The organism is Cyanobacterium stanieri LEGE 03274 (assembly GCF_015207825.1).
Taxonomy (GTDB): domain Bacteria; phylum Cyanobacteriota; class Cyanobacteriia; order Cyanobacteriales; family Cyanobacteriaceae; genus Cyanobacterium; species Cyanobacterium stanieri_B.
The window spans coordinates 1-16,188 of record NZ_JADEWC010000041.1; the positions used below are offsets into that span (position 1 = coordinate 1).

Sequence of the window (16,188 nt, forward strand, 5' to 3'; positions counted from 1 at the left end):
CCCCATTCCCTGTTCCCACCCTCATAAAACAATTTTACAATCAATCATCCCTGCCACTGACAGAGGGGCAGAAAATCGGTTATGATATAATTTGCTGTGTTTATACGAAAAAATAATTTAAATGGCTAAAAAATCAATGATTGCACGGGAAACAAAACGTGCAAAACTAATTGCTAAATATGCTGACAAAAGAGCAGAATTAAAAGAGCAATTCAAACAAGCTCAAGATCCCTTAGAAAAATTAGAAATTCACCGTCAACTACAACAATTACCCCTCAATAGTTCCCCTGTACGTCAACGCAACCGTTGTTGGGTTACTGGAAGACCTAGAGGTTATTATCGTGATTTTGGTTTATCCCGTAACGTCCTCAGAGAATGGGCTCACAAAGGCTTATTACCCGGAGTTGTTAAATCTAGTTGGTAGGTTTTGTTTGGGGCAAAGGTTTATTCCTTGCCCTTTTTTTTGTCTAAATTGTTGGCTCGTTTTCCACGGTAATTTTTGTTTTATCCTCCTCAGCCGTAGAACAATAAGCATAGACGTAGCTTAGCATCGTGTTCCAAATGGCAATGGAAATAATCGCTAAAATCAGTAAAGGCAATTCTCGGGGAATTTGAAATAATAGGCCGATAATAATTAAAATTGAACCGAGACTATCGGAAACCGTAAGATTGTGAATTTTATATAATACTGTCCTTGATGATAGTAGGGATGATGTACCCCAAAACCAGAAAAAAATACCAACGGCAATAAAAGAATAAGTAAATATATCAGTCATGGGATTGTTTAATCTCCTCGAGATTTCCTTTTCAAGTTATGATCGATGATGTTAAGGGATTTGATTCCTTGTCATTGTCATTATATTGTAAATTTATTTTTGATTATGTGGAAATCGATTTTTAAGAGTAATATCATTGTTGCTTTGATTTTTTCGGTGTGTCTCTGGTTTGGTTTTTCTATCCCAGCTTTAGCTTTAGGAGGCATCCAACCCACGTTAAATGAACCTGCCCCAGAGTTTTCCCTTCCTAGCAATGGGGGAAATGGAGAGGTTTCTTTAGATGATTTTCGGGGTAAGTGGGTAGTGGTTTATTTTTATCCCCAAGACTTTACCCCCGGTTGTACCCTTGAGGCTCAAAGATTTCAACGGGATTTAGCCGAATATGAGAAAAGAAACACTCAAATTGTGGGTATTAGTGTAGATGATGTTCAATCCCACGAAGATTTTTGCGATTCTGAGGGTTTAAAGTTTCCTTTGTTGGCGGATACCGATGGTAAGGTAAGTAAGGCTTACGGTTCTTGGTTAACTGGTCGTTCTTTACGTCATACTTATATTGTAAATCCTGAAGGGGTTTTGGTGGCGAAGTTTTTGGGGGTGCGTCCTGTGATTCACAGTCAGGAAGTTTTGGCTACCCTTGATGAGTTACAAGTTAGTTAAGGAGTTGTGATGAAATTACCAAAACTGAGTCAGGAGGATATTGATAGGGTGGTGGAGATGGCATGGGAGGATAGAACTACTTTTGATGCCATTGAGTTACAGTTTGGGTTATCTGAAAAGCAGGTAATTGCTTTAATGAGGAAGGAAATGAAAAGTTCTAGTTTTAGGATGTGGCGCAAACGGGTTTCTGGGAGAAAAACAAAGCATCTCAAGAAAAGGGATTTTCTGGTAACTCGGTTTAAGTCTGATAATCAAAAAACTTAGGTTTTATTTAGTGTGGAGGGGCGATCAATCGCCAAGGGGTACGATTTGCCCTTCTTTTTTTGTGATACAGTTAGAGAAAATAACTAGCCATTTCGCATAAACTGATTTAAGAGTGTTTACAGGATTAATACAAGGTACGGGTAAAGTAAAATCTTTAGGTAATGATTTATATGCGATCGCCATTAGTCGAACAAATCATCAAAAAATTACCCACGACTTAGAATTAGGAGATAGCGTTGCGGTGGATGGAGTTTGTCTCACCGTCGAAAAAATCACTAAAGATGGCTTTGTTGCCACCGCCTCCCCCGAAACCTTGCAACGAACAACCCTAGCTAGAAGTACACAAAATCAAAGCCCCGTAAACCTAGAAACCTCCCTGAGAGTAGGAAGCAAAATTGGCGGACATTTTGTCAGTGGCCATGTGGATGGTATCGGTTGCTTAACGGAATCAAAGCAAACCCAACAAGCATGGGAAATGACTTTTTCTAGCCCCCCAAGCCTCACCGCAGAATGGCAACAATACCTCGCCCCCTACATCGTCTCTAAGGCTAGTATTGCCGTTAATGGTATCAGTCTAACTATCGCTGATTGTGACGTTGACGGTAATTATTTTAAAGTGGCCGTCATACCCGTTACCTACGCTGATACTAATCTGGCTCAACTTAAAATAGGTGATTGGGTAAACTTAGAAAGCGACATCCTTGGTAAGTATGTTGATAGATTAATTAGCCATCGGCTTGGAAAACAACCCATCCAAGAAAATATCAGCCTTGATTTTCTCGCTCAACATGGATATTAAAGGTTTAATTAGGGAGCGAATGAGCCATAGCCCCACCGTGTAATGAATTACCTTTGTGAAGGTGTAAACAATTAACAATGGACAATTAACAAACTATTACCTGCAACCTGTCACCTAAAACCTCACTCTAATTTGTAAGTGATCAAGCGGACTTGATATTATTGCTCATCAATAAAAACTACTCAAATCCAAATACTTCTCCATATAATTAGCCAAAGCATCGATCAAATCTTCCCGATGTTGACGATAATTAGATATACCCGTGGGCAAAGAAGGTAAACCCCTTTTATGGCGTAAATGATTTAACCACGAGCGCCTCCAGGCACCATTATCAAAAATTCCATGGAGATAACAACCCCAAACCGATAAATTTCCATTAACTAAACCCAAACTAGCATCATCAAACAAAGCCATATACTTAATCTTGCGCTTTTTAACCAAAGGAGTAACCAACTCCGTATAACCCTGATGAATCTCATAACCATCCACAGGAAAACCACTCTGAGGATAATTCGCCGATATTTCCCTTTGACGAGTAATTTTTTCGGGCTTAAGGGTAGTCTGAATCGGTAACAAATCAATACCTTCTATTTCCGAGCAAACCCCCTCAATATTATCCCCATCAATGATTTTATGTCCTAACATTTGATAACCGCCACAGATACCAAAAACCGTACCTCCCCCACTCTCATATTCCTGAATTTTTTCTTTCATGCCCGTTTTTTCCAATACCATTAAATCAGCCATAGTATTTTTTGTACCCGGTATAATCACCGCATCGGGAAACCCTATATCTTGATGAGGCTCAATATATTCTATAAAAACATGATCTTCCCCTTCCAATGGATCAAAATCAGTAAAATTATAAACCCTAGGTAACTTAATAATTTTTATGTGTAGATTATGACTTGTCTTACTATGATCATACTTGGAAAATCGAAAAGAATTGGCAGAAAATAAATCAGAATTGAACCAAGGTACTACCCCCAAAACGGGAATTCCTGTATATTCTTGTAACCACTTAATATCATCCTCAAGGGTAGATTTATCCCCCCTAAATTTATTAATAATAATACCTTTAACCAATGCCCTTTCCTGAGGCTCTAAAAGTGCCAAAGTTCCCACAATATGGGCAAAAACCCCCCCCCTTTCAATGTCTGCTACCAAGATTGTGTCTGCATTAAGATGAGTTGCTATCCTCATATTTGCTAAGTCTTGATGTTTGCGATTAATTTCGGCAGGGCTTCCCACCCCTTCACAAATAATTAGGTTAAATTCTTGCCCTAGGGTTACTAATGATTCTTTAATAATCTCCCAACTTTGTTCCAAATATTTTTCGTCATATTCTTTTCCCCTAGTTGTGCCGACTAAATGCCCCTGAAAAAATACCTGTGATAATTGATCTTTTTGGGGTTTTATTAATACGGGATTCATTTCCACTCGGGGAGTTGTTTTCGCCGCCCATGCTTGAAAGGCTTGGGCATAACTGATTTCTCCCCCTGTACTGGTAAGATAATGATCTAAGCCAATATTTTGTCCTTGAAAGGGGCTAACTAACCATCCTTTACGCCACAAAAGACGAGATAGGGCTATTATAAGGGTTGATTTACCTGCGTGGGATGTTGTACCCACTACCATAATTGCTTTCATGTGTTTATGTTAATTATTGGACAAAATAGCTATTTTTGATGGATAAAAGTTTTTCTATAGCTAGTAAAAAAATTGCCCCTTTTGATGAGGCAAAGAGGCTTAGACTTAAGTTTTGTTTTTGTCATGGTTTTTAGTCGGGATATTCTCCCCCTACGCCAATATTAGTATTGTAAATGGTTGCTTCTTCAATGTTGAGATTGTTTATAAAAGCATTTTCTAGGTGGGTATCGAATAGGGTTGCATAACTTAAGTTAGTGTGGTTAAGATTAGCATAATTCATGGTGGCGTTGGTTAAAAATGCTTGATGAAAGTCTGCATAGGCTAGATTCGCACCGTCTAAGTCTGCACCTTCTAAGTTGGCATAGCTTAGGTTAGCACCTCTTAAGTCTGCGTTTCTTAAGTCTGCCCCAATTAGATGGGTTTCTCGTAAGTCTGCATTCCTTAAGTCACATCCTGCACATTGATTGGTTTCGATTAGCTGTTTCACATGGTCCGGGTTTTGAGCTACCGTTTCTGATATGGTGATGGTACTAAGGGCGATCGCACTTACCGCAACAGTTAGTAATTTTTTCATAAATATTTCCCCCTATCTCTATAATCCTATTTTATCTTTATTTACCCTATTTTTTTCTTAATATTACAGGGTTTTTACAAAGCAATTAAATTTATCAATATCACAATAGATTTTTTCCTCAATGAATAATGAAACTAAATAATCATTACATTAAAATTAAAAATAAATATTACAGAAAATAATCTAAATTAGGAAACAGCTTTAACCACTAAACAGAAAATATATTTAAATCAAACCTTTCCATATCAGTAACTTTAAAAATTATTACTATTATATTTAATTATTTAATTGCCACACATTAATTATAACAAACCATCACAGATACACAGGTAGGGTAAAACGAAAACAACTACCCTGATTTCCATTATCATCAACCCAAATTTGACCATAATGAGCATTAATTACTTGACGACAAAGAGCTAACCCAATACCATATCCCTCTTGCTTTATATCTCTTTCCAAACGAAAATGACCATCAAAAATGCGTTCTTTTTTTTCAGGGGGGATACCCGAACCCGTATCAATAATACTTACTTCTATTTTTTGGGTGGTTTTATGAATAATTGCAACGGTAATTGTGCCATCATTGGGAGTATATTTAATGGCATTTTCAATTAAATTAATTAATACCTGATTAATCAACTCTGGATCTGCATAAACTGGGGGCAAATCTTGAGGAATATCCCTAATTAAAACTTGATTTTTAACTTGTATTTTTTGGTTAAAACTATTTAACAATTCATTGCACAAAATAGGTAAATTGACCTTAACAGGTATAATATTAAGCTGATGATTGGTTTTTTTGGATGTTTCTAGTAAATCAGAGATCATTTTATTCATGACCTTAAACTGTTTTTTAGACTGTTGACAAAGTCGTTTTTGTAACTTAAATATTTTCTCTTGATCAGATTCATTAATCGCTAATTCAATAGTTTCCACCGCAAGGGAAGCAGCAGTTAAGGGATTGCGCAAATCATGCACCAACATTGCCAACATTTGGTCTTTAAAATTTAATTGTTGTTGTAAATTTTCCACCTCCTGTTTTAACTGAAAAATATCATCACTCATACGGATTAAATCGGAAGAAGGTAAGCAGGTTTGTAGAATAGATTCCTCCTCTCCAGAATTACTATTCATGGTGTGGGTTAGAGAATATTGCCACTTATCCCACCATTTTTGCAGTTGGGCGGTTAAATTACTTCCTGCCAAGGTTTGTTGGGGCGCGGGGTTAACTTTGACAAGGGCTGGGGTAGCAACCAGTTTAAAATGTTCTACTAAATGGGGATATTTACTAATTTCTAATACTTCTAGTTGAAATTGATATTCATGGGTTAGACTTTGAAGATAATTTTTGATGTCTTGAATATTTTGTTGAGAGCTATGACGATTATCTACAAATAATAATAATTGGAGAGATTTTTGAGGTGGTTTAATATTTTTATTTTTAATTTCGCCCGAATTTTGATCCCTGTCTGATGGATACATAGTGAATAATACTCCCTACTGAGCATATTTTTGTTGCTACTATTATCAATTTATAGTATTTTTTTTATTTTATTTTGTTATGGGAGTGTTTTTTGAGGAAATGTTTAATATTTTTTATTGCCCATGCTCAGTCATCTAAATTTTGATTTAAAATCTCGATATTAATATCTTGGTAAAAATCCTCTTGGGATAGCTGTACTTTTGATTGGGATGATAATAATAATAATGCCCAAAATACTCCTACTTTATCTTGTTTTGGTTTTTCTTGATATTGACTCCAAGAGATTACTAATTGTTGTAGTTTTATTTGTTTTTGCTTATCAGATATTAGGGAAAAATTTTCATTTAAAAATAAATTCAAGTCTTGAGCTAATTGGGTTAAATTTTCATCGTGAGCTAATTCCGTAATGGTTTTTAGGGCTTGTTTTTTAGTGTATTTACGCTTTTTATTGAGGTTTAAGCCATGGAGATTAGTGGCTTTTTGTAATTCTTTTTCTATGTCTTGAAGTTGGGTTATAAATTCGGAGAGGGTAACTCTTCTTTTGCGAGGGGGGAGGGCTGATGTTCTTCTTTTGATTTGTTGTTCTAGGTTAGGTTGTAGATTTCTTTTTCTGAGGGAATTTTCTAAGTCTTCTTCGAGGTAAATTTCTTCGGTTTCTATTTCTTTTTGCCCTAGTTTTTCGAGGGTTTCAGCTTTTAATAAAACTAGCATGGATGCCCATAGCATTACTTGTCCTGAGTGTGATAAGTCTTGATCTACAATGTCTATGGTGTTGCTTTCTTGGAGGTTTAATTCTGCTAAAAAACGGTCTATAATTTCTATTACTTGTACATCCCAAGGATTTATTTCTCCTTTTTGGGCTAAGTCGATGAGGGTGGCGATGGCTTCACTAGCAGGGCTATTTTTTTTCATGGATTAGCTATTTGTTTTTTATTTCCTCCTTAGATTGAATTATAGGGGGCAAATAATGTTTTGTGGCGTTGGTGAATTAAGGTATGATTTTTAGTTTAGTTTGGCAATAGGGAATGGGCAATAGTAATAATAGTTTTAATACTATACATTTACTGTAATGCAATAATGTTTCATACTCAAAATCAGCAATGCCTGTTTTGTTAGTCAAAACACAAGAAAAAAGGGATACAACTGAATTGTTATATCCCGAGAAAATTTAGAGATTTGATCACCCTTGATTATTTGTTGGGTTGGGGTGTCATGCGTAAATAGGGTTTGATTTCGGTTACACCTTTGGGAAACTTCTGTTTTGCTTCCTCGGTGGGGATAGAGGGTACTACTACGCAATCATCTCCGTCTTGCCAGTTAGCGGGGGTTGCTACTTGGTGATAATCGGTTAATTGTAGGGAGTCGATTACCCTTAAGATTTCATCAAAGTTACGACCTGTACTAGCAGGATAAGTGATGGTTAGTCTTAATTTTTTGTTAGGATCGATGATGAATACACTTCTAACGGTTAGGTTATTTAAAGAGTTGGGGTGAATCATACCGTATAAATCGGCTACGGTGCGATCGCCATCAGCCAAAATAGGATAATTAACGGTGGTATTTTGAGTTTCATTAATATCACCAATCCAACCCTTATGGGATTCTACATCATCCACACTAAGGGCAATGGTTTTGACATTGCGTTTTTGAAATTCAGATTGTAAACTTGCAACAGTACCTAATTCGGTGGTGCATACGGGGGTATAATCCGCAGGGTGAGAAAAAAGAACTACCCAACTATCTCCAGCCCAATCATAAAAGTTAATCTCTCCCTCGCTAGAGGCTTGAGTAAAGTTAGGAACAGTATCCCCTAATTGTAATGCCATATAAAATTTTTCCTACAAACTAAAACAAACTATAATTAAAATTTCCCATACTAAGGGTAAAAGTTGGAACTGTTTCATATTTTACAATTATTCTTGGGGCTACCGAAAGATTATTTGATCCATCTTTACAAATCTTTACGAAACCTTTAAGTATGGGGGCTGTTTCACTGATAAAATCAAAACTAACTCATCGCAATCTTATCTAACCTTTAGCATTATTATCAATGCTAGGGATTAGAGATAAAAAAGGCAATGAACACAAAACCCCCATTAAGATGGGAAAGTGCTTCATTAAATAAGTTGTTAAGGCAATGTCCCTAAACTAAATAAAATCAAAAAATCTCAACTAAATATTAAAAAATTATCTTAATTTGGAGGTTAATTTTTCATGAAATTATGGCAACGTATTAGCGCATATTTTAGCGTCCTTGTGGTTGGTTGTGTAATGCTATTTGCTCAACCTGCTCAGGCATATACTTTTAATGACATTAGTCAATTAAGCCCCCGTATTGTGGCGGTAGAGGGCGATCGTCGTAATGTGGCTGATGATTTATTAACCACTGAATTTGGTCAAAAAATTGATGTTAATAACAGCGACATCCGTGATTTCCGTGAGTTAAGAGGATTTTATCCTAAACTAGCGAGTATCATCATTCAAAATGCCCCTTACGAACAGGTAGAAGATGTTTTAACCATCCCTGGCTTAAGTGAGAGACAAAAAGAAAGATTACAAGCTAACCTTGATAGATTTAGTGCTACCCCTCCTGCGGCAGTATTTAACGAAGGTGACGAGCGTTATAACGCAGGGGTTTATTAAATTAGCTCTTTAAAGTAAAAATTTGGTGGGCAATGCCCACCTTTTTATTTATTATTAACTAACCATTTTGCGCCATGGCCATCAATATTCTGTGGGTACTATGTTCGATTTCTCCTTCTTGGGGACGTCTTTGGATATAAGTGCCATTGGATTGTAATTCCCACCCTTGTCGATTATCAGAGAGCATGATGCCCAATAATTCTTCTAATTGTTTCATTAATTTGGGTTCTTCTACAGGGGTAATAGCTTCTACCCGACGGGATAAATTTCTTGTCATCCAGTCTGCACTACCGATATAAATTTCTTCTTCGCCGTTGTTATGGAAGTAAAAAATACGGGAATGTTCCAAAAATCGACCAATGATACTGATAACTTTAATGTTTTCGCTCACCCCTTCAATGCCGGGGCGTAAACAGCAAATACCCCTAATGATCAAATCTATTTTTACCCCTGCTTGGGATGCTTTATAAAGGGCTTCGATGACGGGTACATCGACTAATGAATTCATTTTTGCGACTATTCTACCCGTGCCACCGTTACGGCAATGTTCGGCTTCCCTTTCAATCATGGCAATCATGCGATCGCGCATAGTCACAGGAGCAACCAATAATTTACGAAAAGCCTTTTGTTTAGAATAACCCGTTAAATAATTAAATAAATCCGTTAAATCCGCTCCTAAATCTTCTCGACAACTAAACAAACCAATATCGGTATAAAGTTTTGCGGTTTTAGGGTTGTAATTCCCTGTGCCAATATGGACATAACGACGAATTTTATCTTCATCCTTGCGCACCACCAAAACAATTTTAGTATGGGTTTTTAAACCCACCAATCCATATACCACATGGACTCCTGCTTTTTCTAACTTCCTCGCCCAAAGGATATTATTTTCTTCATCAAAACGGGCTTTCAACTCCACTAAAGCCACCACTTGTTTACCATTTTCCGCCGCTTCAATGAGAGCCTTAATAATAGGAGAATCACCAGAGGTGCGATACAATGTCATTTTAATGGCCATTACATCGGGATCTTGAGCCGATTGGGTAATAAATTCTTGTACCGTTGCTGAAAAAGAATGATAGGGGTGATGTACCATCAAGTCAGACTTGCGAATCATGGCAAAAAATTCGGGGCTAATATGCTCATCTCTATCGTCGTCTTGTTCTAAAAGTAACTCTTGGAAATGATCAAAAGGAGGAGGCACAACGGCACTCCAAGGATTATCTTTTAATTCGGGTAAAGGAAAACCCGTAAGGGCAAATAAATCGTTTAAACCCAATAATCCTTCTATTTCGTAAACATCCATGGGTTGTAAGTTTAGTCCTTGCATAAGCATTTTTTTGATGTTGCTAGGCATAGAGGCATGGACTTCTAATCTGACGGGTGAACCAGCAAAACGTCTTTTTCTTAATTCTTGTTGAATGGCCAATAGTAAATCGTCCGCCTCGTCTTCTTGCACTCCTAAATCAGCATCACGGGTAAGACGAAAATTATGACATTCTTGCACATCCATCCCCGGAAAAAGGGATTCTAGGTTATGGGCGATTACTTGTTCTAAGGGAACTCCTACCCAGAGGAGATGATCTTGATTATCTCCCCCTACTTGCCTGAGATTTTCGGGAAAAGCCACAAAACGAGGGAGAGATTTAGGAACTTTTACCCTAGCGAATAATTCTGCTCCTGTGTCGGGATTTTTGACTAATACGGCTAAATTTAAGCTCAGGTTGGAAATGTGGGGAAAAGGGTGACTTGGATCAACGGCTAAGGGGGTTAGGACGGGGAATATATCACTTTCATAGTAGTCATGTAGATATTGCCTTTGTTCTTGGTTAAGATCTACAAAATTGATTAGGTGAATGCCATGGTGAACTAATTCTTTTTTTAAGTTATATTCAAAGTTGGCAACTTGTTTTTGTACGATGGGCCGCAGATATTTTTGGATATTCTCCATTTGTTCTATGGGGGTTGAACCGTCAAAGGTTTTTTTGGTTACTTCTGCTTCTATTTGTCTTTTGATGGCGGCTACCCTAACCATGAAAAATTCATCTAAGTTGGAGCTAAAGATGGCGGTAAATTTTAATCTTTCTAAAAGTAGGGTTCTTTCGTCTAGGGCTTCTTGTAATACTCGGCGGTTAAATTCTAGCCAACTTAGTTCTCGATTAAAATAATATTTACTATCTTTTAGATCGATTTTTGTCTCTCTCATGGTTTCTGTTTCTGTCATAGTAGTTTCTATATATTTTTATAGATTACGAGGATGGTAATTTTTATCTATACCTGAGTTTGATAGAAAAATCTTTCCTATGGATAGGTTTTGGGCTTAATGAATGGCACGGCTACTAGATAAGTTTTAATTAATGAAATTAAGATTATTTGTAATTTATTAGTCAGTAATTGACTAAATTTGGGGGAACAAATATCTTATTCTAAATAACGAATTCCTTGCTCTCACTAATTTATTCCATACCAAACTGAGGTTATCTATAGATTTTTATAGTATCTACTCATCATATCTTGATCAATTATTCTTCAGGTTATGGACAGATTAAGAGGGAAAATATTTTTTTGTCTTCCTTGTGTTGCTCTTTTGCTGTTCATGAGAAAAGCCCCCGGGCGTCTTTCCATGTTTCGACTCCGAAGGCTTTTTATATTTAACTCCTCACCTGATAACAATTAAAGTATATTTTGGGACTATGGAAATTGATCTTGTGACACTTTCTCAACTGTCACATTGTCTATTCTGTAAATCCTTGAAATTTGGCGAGGGCTTCAATGGTGCTGGTGCGATCGCGCTTTAGGGGTTCTTGGGTGGCGGCCACGGGCATTTGATCTAGTTTGGCGATGGCGATGTCAAAACTTTTAAGGGCTTCTTGGAGGGCTTCGACGTTGTTATCTCGCATTCCTTTTTCCCGTAAAATTTGACCACGGAGGTAGTGGATTTCGGGATTGTTGGGGGTACTTTCTACGGCTTTGTCGGCAAAAATAAGGGCTTGATCAAAATCCTCTAAATCCCGATAGGCGATCGCAATGCCCCGATGTACTAAATATTGAGGACTAGCAAATTCTTGTAATTGGCTAATGGCTTGGGTGGGGCTAGAAAAGGGAAGGTTGACGGCTAAGATTAGGTTAAAATAACCTTTAATTAAGTTTAATTCAGGATCATCATTATCAATTCTTTGGGCTTGTTCAAAGTAGCGAAAAACCGATTGTAATTGACCAATGGCGGCCATGGGGCCACTAACTTGGAACTTATGCGCCCCTTGTAAAAAATTACCCACCGCTAGATAAAGATTACTTCTGAGGGGATCTTTAATGGCGATCGCCCTTGCCACGGTTACGGTTTCATCGGCATAGGATTTCATGGTAGTCCAATCCTCCTCGGTATATGCTAAAGAAGCCCGTAGGGCAGGAACAAGGGGATCATTACCTTCTGAATCCTTCGCCTCATCCAATAGTCTTTTGGCACGGGGATAATTTCCCTCCTCAAAAAGAGTCTTAAAAGCCTGTTCTGTTTTATCCCCAATCTCTCGAGGATTATTAGTTCTAAAGGGATCAGCCCCAAAACTAGCTCCCATGGAAAAACCCCAAGATAACATCGTAAGGGCGATCGTAGAGAAAGTAAACGCCCCTTGACGACGAATCCGAAAAGTAGAAGAAAAAAACCTGTTTTTATCTTGCATGATAAACCTATTGCCTCTTGAAGGAAAAATGTTAATAATACCTTTAGCAACTATCATTAAAGGTAAATATTCCTTACGATTTTAGCCCAAACTATGCTTTCCTTAAAGAATGTTGGTTATCACCCTGCCGCTACGCCCACCCCCATCATCACAAACATAAACCTAAACCTAGAACCTCAAAAACTAGGGCTAATAGTCGGTAAAAGTGGTTCAGGAAAAACTACCCTCCTCGAAATCTTAGCCGGATTAGCCGAAAACACCAGCGGTAAAATTATTTGGCAAGGGGAAGAAATAACCTCCATAGAATTACAGCAACTTAGCGGATTAGTCTTTCAATTTCCCGAAAGGCATTTTTGTGGCTCAAATATCTTAGAAGAATTACGCCTCGGACATCCCGAATTAAGCGCCATCAAAGTAAAAGAAGCCCTCACCGAAGTAGGTTTAGAAAATATTAGTTATGAAACTCCTCCCCATGCCCTTAGTGGTGGACAACAAAGACGTTTATCCCTTGCGGTGCAACTCATACGACAACCCAATATTTTACTTCTTGATGAACCTACAGCGGGATTGGATTGGTTAATGCGCGATCAATTAGTTAATCTTTTGGCAAAATTAAAACAACATTGGACATTATTAATTGTTACCCATGATGCTAGTGATTTAATTTCCATTGCCGATTATTGTTGGCGCATTGAGGCAGGAAAAATAGAGTCCGTTGCCCCCTCCGATTTTACTGTTAAACCACCACTAGAAATAAACTGGCACCAGTAATCAAATGAATAATTAAACTATTATTTCCCCCATCTCCCCTACCCCCCATCTCTCATACCGAGAACTACTTGCTATCCCCAATCGAGGGTGATTTTACTATTTTTAATAACAAATATCAAATCTGTCATTTATTATGGGGTTTTAAACCTAATTTTTTGATAAAATAGTTATCTAGTTTACACTTAAATTTTCTCGAAAAAAAGCGTCATCTGCACGATCAATTATTAAATATTAACTACTGTCTATGCAACCAATTCCTACTCAAGAACAGCCCCTAGCTTCAGTATTTCGTCAGATAGGGGGGGGAATGTATAACCCCGTTATGGAGAAGTTTGAACGGGGAAAGACAATTTTTTTTCCTGGAGATCCTGCGGAAAGGGTATATTTTTTAGTTAAAGGAGCGGTTAAGTTATCTCGTCTTTACGAGGCAGGGGAAGAAATTACGGTGGCTCTTTTGAGGGAAAATAGTGTTTTTGGGGTTTTATCTTTGATTACTGGGCAAAAGAGCGATCGCTTTTACCACGCTGTAGCATTTACCCCTGTGGAATTATTATCCGCTCCCATTGAACATTTTCAACGCTCTTTACAGGATAATCCTGAGTTATCTCGTCTTATGTTACAGGGGTTATCTTCTCGTATTTTACAAACGGAAATGATGATCGAAACCCTTGCCCACCGTGATATGGCTTCTCGTTTGGTGAGTTTTTTGTTAATTCTTTGTCGTGATTTTGGTATTCCTAGTCTTAATGGTATTACCATTGACCTTAAATTGTCCCATCAGGCGATCGCCGAGGCCATCGGTTCTACCCGTGTAACGGTTACCCGACTTTTAGGGGAACTCCGCCAAGATGGTATGATTTCCATTACCAAGAAAAAAATTACCGTCCATAACCCCGTTGCCCTCAGTCAACAATTTGCCTAGAGAAATCTTACAAAAAACGACTTAAATCAAATTCCTGACTAACCTTAGGAGTATGTCTTTCCTTATCTAACAGTAACAAAAGTCTTTCCTGATAATCGATCGCCCCGGTTAACTGCTCTTGTAAATAAGACAAACCACCATTGGCGTATTGTTCAAAAAGAGTGATTCTACGCTCTTGGGAACTATTCTCATCGGATAAAAAATCCAAATTACCCATGGTCATAATAGTCAAAACATCAACCAATAAATCGTAACCACGGGATATAAAAATATCATAACTAATCGGATTAGGTTCTTGGGCAATGGTTTCTAAAGGTAAACGATAATCATATTTTTTACCCACGGCCGCCGCAAAAGCCATAACATCAGCATAGGTGTCAAACACCCCCTCTGGGTTATCATGACTAAAAATTAAACTTTGAACTAAAGATGCCTTATTTTGGTCAATTCTAACTCTACTAACCATATTCTTGTGAATTAATGATTTCCGTATTGATTTTAGCTGGGGGAAAAAGCTCCCGTATGGGCTTCGATAAGGCTTTGATAGAAATTGAAGGAGAATACTTATTAAGCAAAACCTACCATATAGCCAGAGAATTAAGCAATGAAGTATTTATCCTCACCTCCCCCGAACATCAATATCAATCTTTTCTGCCTAATGATACTCAATTTATCATTGAACCTCACCCCTACCAAGGCCCTTTAGTTGCCTTCGCCCATGGTTTATCCTTCATCCATAGCCCATGGGTTTTATTATTACCTTGCGATTTAATTTATCTTCAGACTCAAGAGATTAAATCATGGTTGAAACTATTACCCTCCGTATCAGAAGAAACTATTGCCCTTTTACCAACCCACAAAAAAGGATGGGAGTGTTTATCGGGCTTTTATCGCCGTGATTGTTTATCATCTTTACAAAAATCCCTGAATGGGGGTAATAAATCTTTTCAAAGATGGTTAAAAGGAGAAAAAGTAACCCCCCTGATGGTTCAAGATAGGAGGGTTTTATATAATTGTAATACCCCTGAAGATTTAGCGAAATGGACCGAGTATTCTTCTTTCGGAGATAATTTGAGTTGATTGATTATCGTTGAGAGTACGGGTAATTTCTAATTGAATATCGATGGAAGTATCGGCTTCTAGGTGACGAGGATCAATATTTAATTCTCCAATATTAATTATAAAACGATTATTTTGATAGTTAATAAATTGGGGTGAAATTTCCCCTTCATAACGGAGGGTATAATCATTTCTTTGGCGCAAACTCAGGTTACGGGATGGGGAGGTACTATATTTGATTTTAAAATTGGTATTGACTATGTCCGATAAATTTGCCTCGTCCACTATTTCCATCTGCACTCCTAACCCTAACCCTGATACTCCTTTACTGACTAATTTGGTGGTATCACTAGCCCTAATGGCGTTGAAAACAAATATTTCGGTGACTTGATTTCGAGGGATGATATTCGTTTGTAACCAGATGTCATCGGGAAATTTTATATCTACGGTGCGATCGTCTTGTAGATTTAGGGTAACGGTGCGATCGCCCATAGTCTCAAAAGGTTGGGGGGCATTCCAAATCATGACCACAGAATTTTCTACCCTTTCCACCAATTCTAAATACTGATCGGCAATAATAGAACCAGCAGCAAACAAATTAGTTGCCCCCGTGCGATTTTCCCAAATATTTTTAGACAAACTAAAACCACGCTCCTTCAATTGAGCCATAGAAACAGAAGCACTAAGACGATCGGGAGGTAAAGGGGTATTACTATTAATTAAAGTTAAACTACCCACATTTCCCGTCCTTCCAGCCCTGCCAGAACGACCATTTTGCCCCATCTCACCATTATTACATCTAAATTCTTCCGTACCACAACTATAATCAGGAGTACCGGGGCGGCCAGTACAACTTTCCACCGTCCAAAATGATTGACTACACTGGCAACCGTTACCACCATTGCCC

General features: G+C 37.8%; 18 protein-coding genes. 8 read left to right on the forward strand and 10 right to left on the reverse strand.

Annotation, left to right across the window (positions count from 1 at the left end):
* Window positions 1–121: 121 nt before the first annotated feature.
* On the forward strand, window positions 122–424 hold the full coding sequence (gene rpsN, locus IQ215_RS13345; RefSeq protein WP_193801905.1) for a 30S ribosomal protein S14: 303 nt from the start codon (window positions 122–124) through the stop codon (window positions 422–424).
* 43 nt (window positions 425–467) lie between these two features.
* On the opposite strand, the gene IQ215_RS13350 is transcribed toward rpsN, so the two are convergent.
* A complete protein-coding gene (locus IQ215_RS13350; protein WP_193801906.1) occupies window positions 468–776 on the reverse strand; it encodes a monovalent cation/H(+) antiporter subunit G in 309 nt (102 codons plus the stop codon).
* 105 nt (window positions 777–881) lie between these two features.
* On the opposite strand from IQ215_RS13350, the gene IQ215_RS13355 reads away from it, so the two are divergent.
* The 3 genes from IQ215_RS13355 to ribE all read left to right on the forward strand — a co-directional run bounded on the left by IQ215_RS13355 (window position 882) and on the right by ribE (window position 2,496).
* Window positions 882–1,433, forward strand: a complete 552-nt coding sequence (locus IQ215_RS13355; protein ID WP_193801907.1) for a peroxiredoxin — start codon at window positions 882–884, stop codon at window positions 1,431–1,433.
* Window positions 1,434–1,442: 9 nt separating this feature from the next.
* Complete coding sequence (locus IQ215_RS13360; RefSeq protein ID WP_069789638.1) at window positions 1,443–1,697, forward strand: TIGR03643 family protein; 255 nt, start codon at window positions 1,443–1,445, stop codon at window positions 1,695–1,697.
* 112 nt (window positions 1,698–1,809) lie between these two features.
* Window positions 1,810–2,496, forward strand: a complete 687-nt coding sequence (gene ribE / locus IQ215_RS13365; protein ID WP_193801908.1) for a riboflavin synthase — start codon at window positions 1,810–1,812, stop codon at window positions 2,494–2,496.
* A 168-nt stretch (window positions 2,497–2,664) separates the two neighbouring features.
* Here ribE and cobQ read toward each other — a convergent pair whose 3' ends face one another.
* The 5 genes from cobQ to IQ215_RS13390 form a co-directional block, all read right to left on the reverse strand.
* Window positions 2,665–4,146 (reverse strand): cobyric acid synthase CobQ, encoded by a 1,482-nt coding sequence (cobQ, locus tag IQ215_RS13370; protein WP_193801909.1) that lies wholly within the window; start codon window positions 4,144–4,146, stop codon window positions 2,665–2,667.
* Window positions 4,147–4,276: 130 nt separating this feature from the next.
* Window positions 4,277–4,720, reverse strand: a complete 444-nt coding sequence (locus tag IQ215_RS13375; protein WP_193801910.1) for a pentapeptide repeat-containing protein — start codon at window positions 4,718–4,720, stop codon at window positions 4,277–4,279.
* A gap of 315 nt (window positions 4,721–5,035) precedes the next feature.
* The gene (locus IQ215_RS13380; RefSeq protein WP_193801911.1) at window positions 5,036–6,205 is read right to left on the reverse strand and encodes a histidine kinase; all 1,170 of its coding nucleotides are present in this window, start codon (window positions 6,203–6,205) and stop codon (window positions 5,036–5,038) included.
* 127 nt (window positions 6,206–6,332) lie between these two features.
* Window positions 6,333–7,118, reverse strand: coding sequence for a segregation/condensation protein A (locus IQ215_RS13385; protein ID WP_193801912.1), 786 nt, complete (start codon window positions 7,116–7,118; stop codon window positions 6,333–6,335).
* Window positions 7,119–7,396: 278 nt separating this feature from the next.
* Window positions 7,397–8,032 (reverse strand): peroxiredoxin, encoded by a 636-nt coding sequence (locus tag IQ215_RS13390; RefSeq protein WP_015223930.1) that lies wholly within the window; start codon window positions 8,030–8,032, stop codon window positions 7,397–7,399.
* A 388-nt stretch (window positions 8,033–8,420) separates the two neighbouring features.
* Here IQ215_RS13390 and psbU point away from each other — a divergent pair, with 388 nt between their 5' ends.
* Window positions 8,421–8,849, forward strand: coding sequence for a photosystem II complex extrinsic protein PsbU (gene psbU / locus IQ215_RS13395; RefSeq protein ID WP_193801913.1), 429 nt, complete (start codon window positions 8,421–8,423; stop codon window positions 8,847–8,849).
* 58 nt (window positions 8,850–8,907) lie between these two features.
* On the opposite strand, the gene ppk1 is transcribed toward psbU, so the two are convergent.
* Together ppk1 and IQ215_RS13405 are read right to left on the reverse strand one after the other, a co-directional pair.
* Window positions 8,908–11,073, reverse strand: coding sequence for a polyphosphate kinase 1 (gene ppk1 / locus IQ215_RS13400; RefSeq protein ID WP_193801914.1), 2,166 nt, complete (start codon window positions 11,071–11,073; stop codon window positions 8,908–8,910).
* Between the two features lie 511 nt (window positions 11,074–11,584).
* Window positions 11,585–12,529 (reverse strand): Sll0314/Alr1548 family TPR repeat-containing protein, encoded by a 945-nt coding sequence (locus IQ215_RS13405; protein ID WP_193801915.1) that lies wholly within the window; start codon window positions 12,527–12,529, stop codon window positions 11,585–11,587.
* A 93-nt stretch (window positions 12,530–12,622) separates the two neighbouring features.
* Between IQ215_RS13405 and IQ215_RS13410 the strand changes: the two genes are divergently transcribed.
* A complete protein-coding gene (locus IQ215_RS13410; RefSeq protein WP_193801916.1) occupies window positions 12,623–13,300 on the forward strand; it encodes an ABC transporter ATP-binding protein in 678 nt (225 codons plus the stop codon).
* Between the two features lie 244 nt (window positions 13,301–13,544).
* Window positions 13,545–14,222, forward strand: coding sequence for a global nitrogen regulator NtcA (gene ntcA / locus IQ215_RS13415; protein ID WP_193801917.1), 678 nt, complete (start codon window positions 13,545–13,547; stop codon window positions 14,220–14,222).
* A 7-nt stretch (window positions 14,223–14,229) separates the two neighbouring features.
* Here the strand turns inward: ntcA and IQ215_RS13420 are convergent, their stop codons facing one another.
* A complete protein-coding gene (locus IQ215_RS13420; RefSeq protein ID WP_193801918.1) occupies window positions 14,230–14,688 on the reverse strand; it encodes a DNA phosphorothioation-associated protein 4 in 459 nt (152 codons plus the stop codon).
* 14 nt (window positions 14,689–14,702) lie between these two features.
* Between IQ215_RS13420 and IQ215_RS13425 the strand changes: the two genes are divergently transcribed.
* On the forward strand, window positions 14,703–15,302 hold the full coding sequence (locus IQ215_RS13425; RefSeq protein ID WP_193801919.1) for a molybdenum cofactor guanylyltransferase: 600 nt from the start codon (window positions 14,703–14,705) through the stop codon (window positions 15,300–15,302).
* Here the strand turns inward: IQ215_RS13425 and IQ215_RS13430 are convergent.
* Window positions 15,255–16,188: collagen-like protein (locus IQ215_RS13430; protein ID WP_193801920.1), on the reverse strand; the 934-nt coding region annotated here is incomplete at its 5' end. The two genes, IQ215_RS13425 and IQ215_RS13430, sit on opposite strands and share 48 nt — an antisense overlap.